This window comes from Streptomyces sp. NPDC002776, assembly GCF_053592195.1.
Genome location: NZ_JBSFVG010000001.1, coordinates 582333 through 597217, shown reverse-complemented (window position 1 = coordinate 597217; position 14885 = coordinate 582333). Strand labels below are relative to the sequence as shown.

Annotated in this window: 14 protein-coding genes; 9 read left to right on the top strand and 5 right to left on the bottom strand. The window is 72.0% G+C overall.

All coding sequences use genetic code 11. The annotated features are described in order from the left end of the window. Positions 1–2: 2 nt before the first annotated feature. The gene (locus ACWD11_RS02695) at positions 3–893 is read right to left on the bottom strand and encodes a hypothetical protein (RefSeq protein ID WP_389415415.1); all 891 of its coding nucleotides are present in this window, start codon (positions 891–893) and stop codon (positions 3–5) included. Positions 894–967: 74 nt separating this feature from the next. Here ACWD11_RS02695 and ACWD11_RS02690 point away from each other — a divergent pair, with 74 nt between their 5' ends. From ACWD11_RS02690 to glmM, 4 genes are all read left to right on the top strand, one after another. Next, on the top strand, positions 968–2152 hold the full coding sequence (locus tag ACWD11_RS02690; RefSeq protein ID WP_389415414.1) for a glycosyltransferase family 87 protein: 1185 nt from the start codon (positions 968–970) through the stop codon (positions 2150–2152). 203 nt (positions 2153–2355) lie between these two features. Beyond that, positions 2356–2799, top strand: coding sequence for a 50S ribosomal protein L13 (rplM, locus tag ACWD11_RS02685; RefSeq protein WP_250070999.1), 444 nt, complete (start codon positions 2356–2358; stop codon positions 2797–2799). A 42-nt stretch (positions 2800–2841) separates the two neighbouring features. Further along, positions 2842–3354: a 30S ribosomal protein S9 gene (gene rpsI / locus ACWD11_RS02680; RefSeq protein ID WP_389415413.1), complete on the top strand. Its 513-nt coding sequence runs from the start codon at positions 2842–2844 to the stop codon at positions 3352–3354. A gap of 188 nt (positions 3355–3542) precedes the next feature. Beyond that, entirely contained in the window at positions 3543–4901 is a 1359-nt protein-coding gene (glmM, locus tag ACWD11_RS02675) for a phosphoglucosamine mutase (RefSeq protein WP_389415412.1), read from the top strand. 69 nt (positions 4902–4970) lie between these two features. Here the strand turns inward: glmM and ACWD11_RS02670 are convergent, their stop codons facing one another. Then, positions 4971–5912, bottom strand: a complete 942-nt coding sequence (locus tag ACWD11_RS02670) for a DUF389 domain-containing protein (protein WP_389415411.1) — start codon at positions 5910–5912, stop codon at positions 4971–4973. A gap of 18 nt (positions 5913–5930) precedes the next feature. Next, on the bottom strand, positions 5931–6899 hold the full coding sequence (coaA, locus tag ACWD11_RS02665; RefSeq protein ID WP_389415410.1) for a type I pantothenate kinase: 969 nt from the start codon (positions 6897–6899) through the stop codon (positions 5931–5933). A gap of 184 nt (positions 6900–7083) precedes the next feature. Here coaA and ACWD11_RS02660 point away from each other — a divergent pair, with 184 nt between their 5' ends. The 3 genes from ACWD11_RS02660 (at position 7084) to glmS (ending at position 10827) form a co-directional block, all read left to right on the top strand. Further along, positions 7084–8088 (top strand): ATP-binding cassette domain-containing protein, encoded by a 1005-nt coding sequence (locus ACWD11_RS02660; RefSeq protein ID WP_451280843.1) that lies wholly within the window; start codon positions 7084–7086, stop codon positions 8086–8088. 2 nt (positions 8089–8090) lie between these two features. Continuing rightward, positions 8091–8900 carry an ABC transporter permease gene (locus ACWD11_RS02655; RefSeq protein WP_389415408.1) on the top strand — a complete coding sequence of 270 codons (810 nt, stop codon included), beginning with the start codon at positions 8091–8093 and terminating at the stop codon, positions 8898–8900. Between the two features lie 79 nt (positions 8901–8979). Beyond that, entirely contained in the window at positions 8980–10827 is a 1848-nt protein-coding gene (glmS, locus tag ACWD11_RS02650; RefSeq protein ID WP_389415407.1) for a glutamine--fructose-6-phosphate transaminase (isomerizing), read from the top strand. 15 nt (positions 10828–10842) lie between these two features. Here the strand turns inward: glmS and ACWD11_RS02645 are convergent, their stop codons facing one another. Beyond that, complete coding sequence (locus tag ACWD11_RS02645; protein ID WP_389415406.1) at positions 10843–12282, bottom strand: NAD(P)H-hydrate dehydratase; 1440 nt, start codon at positions 12280–12282, stop codon at positions 10843–10845. Positions 12283–12304: 22 nt separating this feature from the next. After that, positions 12305–12676 (bottom strand): holo-ACP synthase, encoded by a 372-nt coding sequence (locus ACWD11_RS02640; protein ID WP_250071011.1) that lies wholly within the window; start codon positions 12674–12676, stop codon positions 12305–12307. 97 nt (positions 12677–12773) lie between these two features. On the opposite strand from ACWD11_RS02640, the gene ACWD11_RS02635 reads away from it, so the two are divergent. Both ACWD11_RS02635 and alr read left to right on the top strand, forming a co-directional pair. Continuing rightward, positions 12774–13637, top strand: coding sequence for a L,D-transpeptidase family protein (locus tag ACWD11_RS02635; RefSeq protein ID WP_451280840.1), 864 nt, complete (start codon positions 12774–12776; stop codon positions 13635–13637). Between the two features lie 49 nt (positions 13638–13686). Next, on the top strand, positions 13687–14874 hold the full coding sequence (gene alr / locus ACWD11_RS02630) for an alanine racemase (protein WP_389415404.1): 1188 nt from the start codon (positions 13687–13689) through the stop codon (positions 14872–14874). Positions 14875–14885: the final 11 nt, after the last annotated feature.

Genomic DNA, 14885 nt, shown 5'->3' with positions numbered 1-14885 from the left:
GGCTAGCCCGCCTGCGCCGCCGCCGATGCCTGCGCCTCGCCCCGGCGGCGGATCTGGTTGAAGGTGAACGTCTGGAGGTCGTCGTCGGCCGAGAACACCTCGGTGTCCTTGGTCGTGACGTCCTTGCCGCTGGTGAAGCCGGTGACCGTGAAGTAGGCGTAGCGGCCGCTGGCATTGCGCGTGGTGCGGCAGACGGCGCCGCTGCAGAAGGGCTTCACGCCCTTGCCGGCCAGCGCCTTCACGATGCTCTTGTCGTCCGTCTCGCTCTTGGCCTTCGTGGCCTGGGCCGCGGTGTCGAAGACGGCCACGCCGACCGTGACCGCGACGCCGTCGTGGACGTAGGTGACGCGCATCAGACGGGTGCAGTCGTTGGCGTCGAGGATCTTCGGCAGGGTCTTCAGGGCGGCCGAGGAGCAGTCCCCGGTGTCGGCCGTCGCGCCCTTCTGGTAGACGGTCTCGCCCACGGTCAGCCGGGTGCCCGGGAAGAGGGTCTCGGGGCTGAGCGGGGCGGTGTCCTTCTTCGCGCTGGCGATGAAGTCGTTCGGATCCAGCGGGGGCGGCGCGCTCGTCGGCTCGAAGGACGGCGCCGGGCCCGTGGACCCGCTCGGTATGTCCGCGGTCGCGGGAAGCTGCGCGCTCGGCTTGCCGGACGCCTCGTCGCCGCCGTTCGCCGACACCACGGCCACCGCGACCGCCGCGGCCACGCCGACCGTGGCCAGCGCGCCACCGCCGATCAGCAGCAGCCGGCGCCGCTTGTTACGGGACTCGGACGCCTCGGCGAGCGCGGCCCAGTCCGGGGTCTGGCTGTCGCCGCCGCTGTTCCACGGCTGCTGGGAATGCGGTTTCCAGGGGTCCCACTGGGACTGGGGTCCCCCCTGCTGCCCGAAGCTCATGCGCCGCATCTTAGACGGGGCCCGGGGTGTGCCGTTCCGCCTCAAGAGGCCCTGGGACGCCTAGCGTTGCGTCGATGAGCGAGCGCAAAAGCGACATCTCCGGGTGGTTGGTACGACCCGCGTCCTGGCATCTGTGGGCGCTCCTCGCGGCCGTGCTCGGCGCCACGACGGTCCGCACCACCCGGGTGACCAGGGACGGCGGCATGGACAACGCCATCGTGGTGCGGGCCGCGCGCACCTGGCTGGCGGGCGGCTCCCCCTACGACGATCCGCACTTCCTCTATCTCCCGGGCGCCGTCCTGGCCGCCGCCCCCCAGGCCCTGCTCTCCCCGGCCGCGCTGCGCCTGCTGGTCCCGCTCGCGGTCACCGCCTGCCTCGCCGCGGGCTGGGCCTGCGCCCTGCGGCTGCACCGCGTCCCGCTCCGCAGCCGCCTGGCCGCCCTGGGCCTGGCCGGCCTCGCCGCCGGTTTCGCCCCCTTCGCCCATCTGATCCTCCTGGCGAACTGGACGGCGACGGCGGCGCTCGCCCTGCCGCTGGGACTGCTCCTGGCGGACCGGAACCGCTGGACGGCGGCCGCCGTGGTGCTCGGCACGGCGATCGCGCTGAAGCCGGTCCTGGTCCCGGTGGCGCTGCTGTTCGTCTTCGCCGGCCGGTGGCGGGCCCTCGCCCTGCTGGTCGCGCTGCCCGCCACGGCGTCGGCGGTCGCGGCCCTCTTCCTCCCCGACCCCACCGGCTTCTTCACCCGCACCCTGCCCTTCCTGCTGCGCGGCGACGACGACTTCGTACGGCTCTACGAGGCGTCCCCGGCGGCCGTGCTGCCCCGGCTCGGGGTGCCGCAGGGGCCCGCCGCCCTGCTCGCCCTGCTCGCGGCGGCCGTCGGGGTGGGCTGCGCGTACCGGCGCTGGCGGCGCGCCGACGCCGGGCCGCTCAGGCTCACGGAGACGGCGGCGGCCCTGATGCTCTCGGCGTTCCTGGTGTCCAGGCCGTCGTATGACCACTACCTGGTGATCGTCGTGCCGCTGCTGCTCGCCTCTGTTCCGTGCGCGGGGTCGGTGGCCCGGTCGCCCTGGTTCTGGCTCGCGCTGGTGCCCCAGCTGCCGGGGCTGAGCTGGCCCTATCTGGAACCGGTGCAGCGGCGGGCCTTCAAGGACGCGCTCACGCTGTGTGTGCTGGCGGGCACGGTCGCCGGGCACGGCTGGGCGGGGCGGCGCGGGGACGGGGTAAAATCGGTTCCCGTTAAGGCAGCGACCTCGTTTTGACCCTTCCGGGGCAGCACAGGTATTCTGCCTGTTCGTTGTGTATTGGCTTGCTCATTCTCACGGGACGGGCCCTTACACCGGTCCACCGGGCCGATGACCAGCGACCTGCACGCGGTTTGCGTCAACCGCAGTGTGGTCAGGGCTGTCGTGATCGTTTCGGTGACCTGTTCAGGACCATTCACTCGAAGCGAAGGCTACGAACCGTGCGTACGTACAGCCCCAAGCCCGGCGATGTGACGCGCCAGTGGCACGTCATCGACGCCCAGGACGTTGTCCTCGGCCGTCTCGCCACCACCGCAGCGACCCTCCTCCGGGGCAAGCACAAGCCGATCTACGCCCCTCACGTCGACACCGGTGACTTCGTCATCATCATCAACGCCGACAAGGTGCACCTGTCCGGCAACAAGCGGACCCAGAAGATGGCCTACCGCCACTCCGGTTACCCGGGTGGTCTGCGCTCGGTCCGTTACGACGAGCTGCTCGACAAGAACCCCGAGAAGGCCGTCGAGAAGGCCGTCAAGGGCATGCTCCCCAAGAACACTCTGGGCCGTCAGATGCTCTCGAAGCTGAAGGTCTACAAGGGTGACCAGCACCCGCACGCTGCCCAGCAGCCGGTGCCGTTCGAGATCACCCAGGTCGCGCAGTAAGTCCGGCCACCCCCTAAGACTGAACAGAATCTGAGGAGAATCGTGGCCGAGACCACTGCCGAGCAGCCGCTCGAAGAGCTTGACATCGACAGCTACACCACCGAGTCCGAGGTCCCCGTCGAGGGTGAGTACACCTCGGAGTCCACGGCTTCCCGCTTCGGCGAGCCCCAGCCGGCCGCCGGCCTGGGCCGTCGCAAGAACGCCATCGCCCGCGTCCGGATCGTCCCGGGCACCGGCAAGTGGAAGATCAACGGTCGCACCCTCGAGGACTACTTCCCGAACAAGGTGCACCAGCAGGAAGTCAACGAGCCCTTCAAGGTGCTCGAGCTCGAGGGTCGTTACGACGTCATCGCCCGCATCGCGGGTGGCGGTGTCTCCGGTCAGGCCGGTGCGCTCCGTCTCGGTGTCGCCCGTGCGCTGAACGAGGCCGACGTCGACAACAACCGCGGCGCCCTGAAGAAGGCCGGCTTCCTCAAGCGCGACGACCGTGCGGTCGAGCGCAAGAAGGCCGGTCTGAAGAAGGCCCGTAAGGCTCCGCAGTACAGCAAGCGTTAAGCTTCGCTGCCTGCAGCGCGTACTCGCACTTCAGCAGTACGTTCGAACGCCCCGGCGGCACGCCACAGTGCCGCCGGGGCGTTCGTTTATCACGGTCTTGGGCGTATAACGGCACAAGACGTTCAAAGACTGATGTGATCGCATGATCGTGGGCGATCCCCGGAAGTGACGCTTCATCAGGAGGACAAGTGGGACGACTCTTCGGCACGGACGGCGTGCGCGGTGTCGCCAACGCGGATCTGACCGCCGAGATGGCGCTCGGTCTGTCGGTCGCGGCGGCCCACGTGCTGGCCGAGGCGGGCTCCTTCGCGGGCCACCGGCCCACCGCGGTGGTCGGCCGGGACCCGCGCGCGTCCGGGGAGTTCCTGGAGGCCGCCGTGGTCGCCGGTCTGGCGAGCGCGGGCGTCGACGTGCTGCGGGTCGGTGTGCTGCCGACGCCCGCCGTGGCGTATCTCACCGGCGCGCTCGGCGCCGACCTCGGCGTCATGCTCTCCGCCAGCCACAACGCCATGCCGGACAACGGCATCAAGTTCCTCGCGCGCGGCGGGCACAAGCTCGACGACGAGCTGGAGCAGCGGATCGAGGCCCTCTACGAGGAGCACCGGCGCGGTGAGCCCTGGGAGCGGCCCACCGGCGCGGGCGTGGGCCGGGTCCGGGAGTACGACGAGGGCTTCGACAAGTACATCGCCCACCTCGTCGCCGTCCTGCCCAACCGGCTCGACGGGCTGAAGATCGTCCTCGACGAGGCGCACGGTGCCGCGTCCCGGGTGTCGCCGGAGGCGTTCTCGCGGGCCGGTGCCGAGATCGTCACGATCGGGGCCTCGCCGGACGGGCTCAACATCAACGACGGCTGCGGCTCGACCCACCTCGATCTGCTGAAGGCCGCCGTCGTCGAGCACGGCGCGCACTTCGGCATCGCCCACGACGGCGACGCCGACCGCTGCCTCGCCGTGGACCACACCGGCGAGGAGGTGGACGGCGACCAGATCCTGGCCGTCCTCGCGCTGGCGATGCGGGAGCGCTCCGCGCTGCGCGCCGGGACCGTGGTGGCGACGGTGATGTCCAACCTCGGGTTCAAGCTGGCGCTGGAGCGGGAGGGACTGAAGATCGTCCAGACCGCGGTCGGCGACCGGTATGTGCTGGAGGAGATGAAGGAGCACGGGTACACCCTGGGCGGTGAGCAGTCCGGGCACGTGATCATCCTCGATCACGCGACCACCGGTGACGGCACGCTGACCGGGCTGATGCTCGCGGCGCGGGTCGCGGAGACCGGGCGGTCGCTGCGGGAGCTGGCCTCGGTGATGGAGCGGCTGCCGCAGGTGCTGATCAACGTGCCCGACGTCGACCGGACGCGGGTGAAGACGTCCGGGGAGCTGGCGGCGGCCGTCGCGGAGGCGGAGGCGGAGCTGGGGTCCACCGGGCGGGTGCTGTTGCGGCCCTCCGGGACCGAGCCGCTGGTCCGGGTGATGGTGGAGGCGGCGGACATCGATCAGGCTCGGGCTGTTGCCGGGCGGCTGGCCGATGTGGTGAAGTCGGCACTGGGCTGAGCGTCTGCGGGGGGCTGTTGTTGGCCGGCTGCGGCGCCGTCGTGGCTTGTCGCGCAGTTCCCCGCGCCCCTAGGTGGGTGTGCCTGCCCGGCGCCTTGAGTGTGCCCAGAACCACTTCTGGGCCAGCAGCGTCAAGGTGCCTGCCAGGACGATGCCCAAGAGGTTCAGCAGGAGCTGTTCCGTCGAGCCCACGGTCTGCTCGGTGTCGCCGAAGCTCAGGGCCACCGCCGCGTTGGCGGCCGCCGGAACCGTGGTGACCGAGATGGCGACGCCCACCAGGGCGCCCGACTTGGACGAGGTCAGCGAGAGGGTGCCGGCCATGCCGGCCAGGATCGCGACGATGAACGAGAACCAGTCGGGGGCGTAGACGAAGCCCGTCTGAGGGCGCTTGGCGTCCAACTGCTCCCTGCTGAACAGGTCGATCGCGTCCATGAAGTGGCTGAAGCCGACCGTCACCGCCATGGCCACGGCGAAGCCCACCAGCAGCGCGACCAGTGACCGCAGCGCCAACCGCGGGGCGCGCTGCACCAGCGCCGTGCTGAAGCCCGCCAGTGGTCCGAACTCCGGGCCGACGGCCATCGCGCCCACGATCAGGATGGCGTTGTCGAGCACCACACCGCAGGCCGCGATCATGGTGGCGAGGGTGAGGAACGCGAGGTAGGTGACGGAGAGCGTCGACTCCTCGTGGGTCGCGTCCGTCAGCTGCTCCCACAGGACCGCGTCCGCGGCCTCGCCGGGGGCGTCCTTCTCGGCCTTGTCCGCGCGCTTGGACAGGGAGAGGTCGATGCTCTCGACGGCGATGGACCCGCAGTCCTCGATCTCCAACCGCCTCAGCCCGTTGAGGAGTTCGTCCCCCGCCTCGCGCGCCACGTCGCACATGACGACATCACCGGCGGGGGTACGGGCGGCCCCCTTCAGCACCACGAGATGGGTGGTGCCGACGGTCGACTCGATCAGGCCGACCACCTCGTCCGTCTTGCCGGGAGGCGTGATCAGGCGCAGATGCAGCATGGGCGCCTTTCTACCAGCTCACAACTTCCGCAGGCTCAGCCGCTGCACTTTGTGGTCGGGGCCCTTGCGCACGACGAGGGCCGCCCGGCCGCGGGTGGGGGCGACGTTCTCCACCAGATTGGGCTTGTTGATGGTCCGCCAGGTCGTCCGGGCGTAGTCCAGTGCCTCCTCCTCGGAGACCTGGGTGTACTTGCGGAAGTACGAGGACGGGTTCTGGAAGGCGGTGGCGCGCAGTTTCTTGAAGCGGCTGAGGTACCAGCGCTCGATGTCCTCGGTGCGGGCGTCGACGTACACGCTGAAGTCGAAGTAGTCGGCGAGGCCGACCCGGGTGCGGCCGTCCTTGCCGGGCAGGGCGGGCTGCAGGACGTTCAGGCCCTCGACGATCAGGATGTCCGGGCGGCGGACGGTGAGCCGCTGGTCCGGGACGATGTCGTAGATGAGGTGGGAGTAGACGGGGGCGGTGACCTCCTCCTTGCCCGCCTTGATGTCGGCGACGAAGCGGGTGAGGGCGCGGCGGTCGTACGACTCCGGGAAGCCCTTCCTCGACATCAGGCCCCGGGCCTCCAGCTCCCTGGTCGGCAGCAGGAAGCCGTCCGTGGTCACCAGCTCCACGCGCGGGTGCTCCGGCCAGCGCGAGAGCAGCGCCTGGAGGAGGCGGGCGACCGTGGACTTGCCGACGGCGACCGAACCGGCGACCCCTATGACGAAGGGCGTGCCGGACTGCGAGCCCTGTTCGCCGAGGAAGGTGTTGAGCGCGCTTCTGAGGCCGTCCGTGGCGCCGACGTAGAGATTGAGCAGACGGGAGAGCGGGAGGTAGATGTCCCGCACCTCGTCGAGGTCGATGACGTCGCCGAGACCGCGCAGCTTCTCGACCTCCTCGGCGCTGAGCGGCAGCGGCGTCTTGTCGCGCAGCGCGCTCCACTCGGCTCGGGTGAGGTCGAGGTAGGGAGTCGCCTCCGGCCTGTGCCGGTGGGCGCTCCGGGGCATCGGTGGGACCGGAGAGATCACAGTCCATTGTTACGGGAGGACGAACGGACGGCGGGGTGGGATCCGTCACGCGCCGGGGATTTCCGGGCGAATCGGGACAAGGCGGGGAATGTCAGTGGTGTGCGTCACAGTTGTGGGAGAGGTGGGCCCAGGCCGGGGTCCACCGACCCCCGAGGGGTGAGCCATGACGTATGCGATCGAGGCGGAAGGGCTGGTCAAGCGGTTCCGGGAGACCGAGGCGCTGGCCGGGGTCGATCTGGCGGCCCGGCAGGGCTCGGTGCTCGGGCTGCTGGGGCCCAATGGGGCGGGGAAGACCACGGCCGTGCGGATCTTCGCGACGCTGCTCAGGCCGGACGGCGGCCGGGCCCGGGTCGCCGGGTACGACGTGGTGCGGCAGGCGGGGGCCGTGCGCGCGCTGGTCGGGCTGACCGGGCAGTACGCCGCCGTCGACGAGAACCTGACCGGCACGGAGAATCTGCTGCTCATCGGCCGCTTGCTGGGCCTGCCGCGGCGCGAGGCGAAGGCGCGGGCGCGGGAACTGCTGGAGCGCTTCCAGCTGACGGACGCGGCCGGGCGGGCGGTGAAGACGTACTCCGGAGGCATGCGACGGCGTCTCGACCTCGCCGCGAGCCTGGTGGGCCGGCCCAGCATCCTCTTCCTCGACGAGCCCACGACCGGTCTGGACCCACGCAGCCGAGGGGAGCTGTGGGACCTGCTGCGGGGCCTGGTCGCGGACGGCGCGACCGCCCTGCTGACCACGCAGTATCTGAACGAGGCCGATGTGCTCGCCGACGACATCGTGGTGATCGACAAGGGCCGGGTGATCGCCGAGGGCACCCCGGACCAGCTGAAGTCCCAGGTCGGCGGCCAGGTGCTGCAGGTGCGGCCGTTGGCCGCCCGGGAGCTGGGGCGGGTGCACGCGCTGGTGGCCGAGGCGGCCGGCGCTCAGACCCAGATCGAGGGCGAGACGGTCACGGCCCCGGTGAAGGACCCCGAGCTGATGCCGGCCGTGGTCCGCACGCTCGACCGGGAGGGAATAGCGGTGGGCGAGCTGGCGCTGCGCCGCTCCTCGCTGGACGAGGTGTTCCTGGCGCTGACCGGCCACCGCGCCGAGCCCGGGGGCGCACCGGAGGAGGACGGCGGCGGGTCGGTCCGCGAGGACACCGAGCCGGCGCGGGCGGTGAACTGATCATGGCCGCCACCACCGTCACGGCACCCCTCACGAAGTCGGGCCGGGTGCGGCCGCTCGCCGGCCTCCGGCAGACCTTCACCATGGCCTGGCGGAGCCTGGTCGCGGTCAAGCACAACCCGCTCGAACTGGTCGACTACAGCATCACGCCGATCATGTTCGTGTTCCTGTTCACCTATGTCCTGGGCGGGCAGATGGCCGGGTCGCCCGAGGCGTACCTGAAGTACGCGCTGCCCGGGATCATCGTGCAGAACACCCTGTTCATGACGATGTACACGGCGATGGCGCTCAACACCGATCTCACCAAGGGAGTCTTCGACCGGCTGCGCAGCCTGCCGATAGCCCGCTCGGCGCCGCTGATCGGCCGGATCACCGCCGACCTCGCCAAGCACCTGTGGGCGCTGCTGCTGATGATCGGGCTCGGGCTGCTGCTCGGCTTCCGGGTCACGGGCGGGTTCGACGGCTTCCTGCTCGGCACCCTGCTGGTGATCGTGTTCGCGGCGGCGGTGTCGTGGTGCGCGGTGCTGATCGGGATGCTGGCGGGGGACGCGGAGAAGGTGCAGGCGTTCGCGTTCACCCTGATCTTCCCGGTCACCTTCACCAGCAGCGCGTTCGTCCGGGTGGACACGATGCCGGGGTGGCTCCAGGCGTGGAGCGACGTCAACCCGGTGACCCATCTCTCGGACGCCTTCCGGGGGTTGCTGCTCGGCGGGCCGGTGGCGGAGCCGGTGCTGTGGTCGCTGCTGTGGGCGGCCGGGATAGCGCTGGTGTTCTATCCGCTGGCGATGCGGGCGTACCGGGCCAAGACATGAGGGAGCAGGGCACGGAAATTTCCGGAATCGGGCACGCGGTGACCGCTTTGGCGCTCGATTCGATCGTAGGCTGCCGTTCATGTGCGGAATCGTGGGATACGTGGGGTCGCAGTCGGCGCTCGATGTCGTGATGGCCGGGCTGAAGCGACTGGAGTACCGGGGCTACGACTCGGCGGGTGTGGCCGTGCTCGCGGACGGCGGGCTGGCCGCCGCGAAGAGGGCCGGCAAGCTCGTCAACCTGGAGAAGGAACTCGTCGACCGCCCGCTGCCGAGCGGTTCCACCGGCATCGGGCACACCCGCTGGGCGACCCACGGCGGACCCACGGACACGAACGCGCATCCGCACCTGGACAACGCCGGGCGCGTGGCCGTCGTCCACAACGGCATCATCGAGAACTTCGCGGCGCTGCGGGCCGAACTGGCGGAGCGGGGCCACGAGCTGGCCTCCGAGACGGACACCGAGGTCGTGGCGCATCTGCTCGCGGAGGAGTTCTCCTCCTGCGCCGACCTCGCGGAGGCGATGCGGCTGGTGTGCCGACGGCTGGAGGGGGCGTTCACGCTGGTCGCCGTGCACGCGGACGAGCCGGACCTGGTCATCGGCGCCCGCCGGAACTCGCCGCTGGTGGTGGGCGTGGGGGAGGGCGAGGCGTTCCTCGCCTCCGACGTGGCCGCCTTCATCGCCCACACCCGTTCCGCGATCGAACTGGGCCAGGACCAGGTCGTGGAACTGCGCCGCGACGGCGTCACGGTGACCGGCTTCGACGGCAGCCCGGCCGAGGTCCGCTCGTACCACGTCGACTGGGACGCCTCGGCCGCCGAGAAGGGCGGCTACGACTACTTCATGCTCAAGGAGATCGCCGAGCAGCCCAAGGCGGTCGCCGACACCCTGCTCGGCCGCATCGACGGCACCGGCTCGCTGACCCTGGACGAGCTGCGGATCCCGGCGAGCGAACTGCGGGAGATCGACAAGGTCGTCGTGGTGGCCTGCGGTACGGCCTTCCACGCGGGGCTGATCGCCAAGTACGCCATCGAGCACTGGACGCGGATCCCCTGCGAGGTGGAGCTGGCCAGCGAGTTCCGCTACCGGGACCCGATCCTGGACGCGCGGTCCCTGGTCATCGCGATCTCCCAGTCCGGGGAGACCATGGACACGCTGATGGCGCTGCGGCACGCCCGTGAGCAGGGCTCCCGGGTGCTGGCGATCTGCAACACCAACGGCTCGACGATCTCGCGCGAGTCGGACGCGGTGCTGTACACGCACGCGGGGCCGGAGGTGGCGGTCGCCTCGACGAAGGCCTTCCTGACCCAGCTGGTGGCCTGCTACCTGGTGGCCCTCTACCTGGGCCAGGTGCGCGGCACCAAGTGGGGCGACGAGATCCGGGCGGTGGTCCGGGACCTGGCGGAGATCTCCGGCGCGGTGGAGCAGGTCCTGGAGACCATGGAACCGGTGCGCGCGCTGGCCCGCTCCCTGGCCGCGAAGAACACGGTCCTGTTCCTGGGCCGGCACGTGGGCTACCCGGTGGCGCTGGAGGGCGCGCTGAAGCTGAAGGAGCTCGCCTACATGCACGCCGAGGGTTTCGCGGCGGGCGAGCTGAAGCACGGGCCGATCGCGCTGATCGAGGACGACCTGCCGGTCGTGGTGGTCGTCCCGTCCCCGCGGGGGCGGTCGGTCCTGCACGACAAGATCGTGTCCAACATCCAGGAGATCAGGGCCCGGGGCGCGCGGACGATCGTGATCGCGGAGGAGGGCGACGAGGCGGTGGTGCCGTACGCCGACCATCTGATCCGCATCCCGGTGACGCCGACGCTGCTTCAGCCGCTGGTGGCGACGGTGCCGCTGCAGGTGTTCGCCTGCGAGCTGGCGACGGCCCGGGGCAACGAGGTGGACCAGCCCCGGAACCTGGCCAAGTCGGTGACGGTGGAGTAGCCCGGCGCCGGGCGGTCAGGGGGCCGTCCGCACGTCCCGCCACGCGCGGGCGATCCCCTCCGCCACGTCGTGCGCCCCGACCGGCGCCCCGTCCGCCGCGTACCGTCCCGCCAGGCCGTGCAGGTACGCGGCCACGCTGCCCGCGTCCCGCGCCGGGAGCCCCGCGGCCAGCAGGGATCCGGACAGCCCCGACAGCACGTCCCCGCTGCCCGCCGTGGCCAGCCAGGGCGTGCCGGTCGCGTTCACCCGGACCGGCGTCGCCGCCTCCGGGTCCGCCACCAGCGTCGTGGAGCCCTTCAGCAGCACCGTCGCCCGGTACCGGGCCGCCAGCTCCCGTACCGCCGACAGCCGGGACCCCTCGACCTCCTCCCGGGCGACGCCCAGGAGCGCCGCCGCCTCCCCGGCATGCGGAGTCATCAGGGTCGGCGCCGTGCGGTCCCGTACCGCCTGACGGTCCGCCAGGCGCAGTCCGTCCGCGTCGATCAGCAGGGGTACGTCCGCCTCCAGCACCTCCGCCACCGTCGCCGCGTCGTCCCCGGCGCCCGGTCCCACCACCCAGGCCTGGACCCGGCCGGCCTTCCGCGGCCCCCGGTCCGAGACCAGCGTCTCGGGGAAGCGGGCGAGCACCGCGTCCCCGGCCGGGCCGACGTACCGCACGGCTCCGGCACCGCCGCGCAGCGCGCCCGCCACCGCCAGCACCGCCGCCCCCGGGTACCGCGCGGACCCGGCCGCGATGCCGACCACGCCCCGCCGGTACTTGTCGCTCTCCGCCCCCGGCACCGGCAGCAGCCGTGCCACGTCCGCGTGCTGCAACGCCTCCAGTGCGGCCCGTTCCGGCAGTTGCAGCCCGATGTCGACCAGCCGGACCGCACCGGCGTACTCCCGCGCCGGATCGATCAGCAGGCCCGGCTTGTGGGTGCCGAAGGTGACGGTCAGGTCGGCACGGACCGCCGGCCCCCGCACCTGGCCGGTGTCCGCGTCGACCCCGCTCGGCAGGTCCACGGCGACCACGGCGGCCCGGGACCGCGCGGCGGCCTCGGCCAGCGGTGCCGCGTCCGGGCGCAGGCCGCCCTTGCCGCCGATCCCGACGATGCCGTCCAGCACCAGGTCCGCCCGCTCGATCAGCGGCGCCGCGGCATCGGTGCCGGTCACCCTTCCGCCCGCCCCGCGCAGGGCCGCGAGCCCGGCCGCGTGGGCCCGTTCCGGTGCCGGCAGTACCGCGGTGACCCCCGCGCCGCGCCGGGCCAGGCGGGCACCGGCCCACAGCGCGTCGCCGCCGTTGTCGCCGCTGCCGACCAGCAGCACGACGCGGCTGCCGTAGACCCGGCCGAGGAGGTCCGCGCAGGCCGCGGCGAGGCCCGCCGCCGCGCGCTGCATCAGTGCCCCCTCCGGCAGCCGTGCCATGAGGTCCCGTTCCGCCGCCCTGACCGTCTCCACGCTGTACGCAGTACGCATGCGGTCGAGTCTCTCGCGCCCCTCAGCCTTCCGCGACCACCACCGCGGAGGCCACTCCCGCGTCATGACTGAGCGACACATGCCAGGACCGCACGCCGAGTTCCGCCGCCCGGGCCGCCACCGTCCCCGTCACCCGCAGCCGCGGCCGGCCGCTGTCCTCGACGAAGACCTCCGCGTCCGTCCAGAGCAGGCCCGCCGGGGCGCCCAGTGCCTTGGCCAGCGCCTCCTTCGCCGCGAACCGCGCCGCCAGCGAGGCCACTCCCCGCCGCTCCCCGCTCGGCAGCAGCAACTCGCTGTCCAGGAACAGCCGTCGGGCCATCCCGGGCGTGCGCTCCAGGGAAGCCGCGAAACGGTCGATCTCCGCCACGTCGATACCGACCCCGATGATGCTCATGCCGAGCACCCTACGGCCGGGGCCGCGGTGCGTACGTCCGGGTGACCCCGCCGCGCGGCACGCTCCGGACGGTCCGGGTGCGCGGTTCGCTGATCGCATGATCAGCTCGCGTATGACGTGTCGGGGTGTCGCTGTGGTGATGGCCGCGGCGTGTGTGCTGCCGGTGGGGAGCGCGGCCGCCGCGCCCGGCCCGGAGGGGGAGTTGGTGCCCGGCGTGGCGCCCAGGGTGTGGGTGACGGACACGCCCGACCAGATCCTGCCGCCGGTGGTGTACACGCCCAGCGCCCGCGAGGACGCCGTGGAGCCGCGGGAGGCCGCCGAGGGGGCCTACGATCCGGTCGAGTACGTGCCCCTCGGGGACGCCGTCGCCCGGGTCACGTGCAGCAAGCGGACCGGGCCCTATCAGCGGCAGGTCGAACGGTGGCTGAAGCGGAAGGCGGACGGGAAGCAGTCCGCCGCCGACTGCCGGGCCATCCGGGCCTTCCAGATCAAGCACCGGATCAAGCCCGCCATCGGCTTCGCGGGACCCGTCACCTGGGCCACCATGCAGCTCGTCGGCGCGCGCAAGAACCCCAACGCCGCCGGGAAGTGCCCGGTGCGGTCGTACCGCGTCGCCTGCGTCGATCTCGGCCGCCAGCTGACCTGGGTGCAGAAGGGGAAGAAGGTCGTGTACGGGCCGGTGCCCATGCGCAGCGGCCGGGCCGGGTACCGGACCCGTACCGGATGGCACAAGGTCTACTGGAAGCACAAGAACCACGTGTCCACGCTGTACCACCAGCCCATGCCCTACGCGCAGTTCTTCAGTGGCGGCCAGGCCTTCCACGCCGTCTACGGGTCGATCTTCACCACCGTCGGCTCCATGGGATGCGTCAATCTGCGCCTCGGGGACGCCCGGAAGCTGTGGAGCGTGCTGAAGAAGGGGGACCGGGTGTACGCCTGGGGCCGTCGCCCCGGCAGCTGACCCGGGGCTCGACCGGCCCGTCGGACCCCTCTGAGAGACTGAGGGCGCCATGACTGAAACTGCTGCCCTGCGGACCGCGCCCCTGCGGGCCCGCGCCGAGATCGATCTGGCCGCCGTGCGGGCCAATGTGCGGGCCCTGCGCGCCCTCGCGCCGGACGCGGCCCTGATGGCCGTCGTGAAGTCCGACGCCTACGGCCACGGCGCGCTGCCGTGCGCCCGCGCGGCCGTCGAGGCGGGGGCGACCTGGCTCGGCACCGCCACGCCCGAGGAGGCCCTCGTGCTGCGGGCCAAGGGGCGGCTGCCGGACGACGTCCGGATCATGTGCTGGCTGTGGACCCCGGGCGGGCCCTGGCGGGAGGCCGTCGAGGCCCGCCTCGACGTCTCGGTGAGCGACCTGTGGGCCCTGCGCGAGGTCACGGCCGCGGCCCGCGAGGCCGGGCGGCCGGCCCGGGTGCAGCTCAAGGCCGACACCGGCCTCGGGCGCGGCGGCTGCCAGCCGGGCGAGGACTGGGCCGGGCTGGTCCGGGAGGCGCTCGCCGCCGAAGGCGACGGGCTGCTGAAGGTGACCGGCCTGTGGTCGCACTTCGCCTGCGCCGACGAACCCGGACACCCCTCCATCGACGCCCAGCTCGCCCGCTTCCGCGAGATGACCGGGTACGCCGAGGAGCGGGGCGTGCGCCCCGAGGTACGGCACATCGCCAACTCGCCGGCCACGCTCACCCGCCCCGACAGCCACTTCGACCTGGTGCGGCCGGGCATCGCGGTCTACGGCGTCTCACCCAGCCCCGAGCTGGGCAGCCCCGCCGACTTCGGGCTGCGGCCCGCGATGACGCTGTCCGCGTCCGTGGCGCTCGTCAAGCAGGTGCCCGGCGGCCACGGCGTCAGCTACGGGCACACCTACACCACCGCCGGCGCGACCACCCTTGGGCTCATCCCCGTCGGGTATGCGGACGGTGTTCCGCGGCACGCCTCCTCAGCCGGCCCCGTGCTGGTCGGCGGCAAGTGGCGGACGATCGCGGGGCGGGTCGCGATGGACCAGTTCGTCGTGGACCTGGGCGGCGACGAACCCGAGCCGGGGGCGCGCGCGGTGCTCTTCGGGCCCGGTGACGGCGGTGAACCCACCGCCGAGGACTGGGCGCAGGCCGCCGGCACCATCGCGTACGAGATCGTCACCCGGATCGGCACCCGTGTTCCGCGCGTCTATGTGAACGAGAGCCAGACTGACGGGCAGCAGTAGTCCGGCGAAGA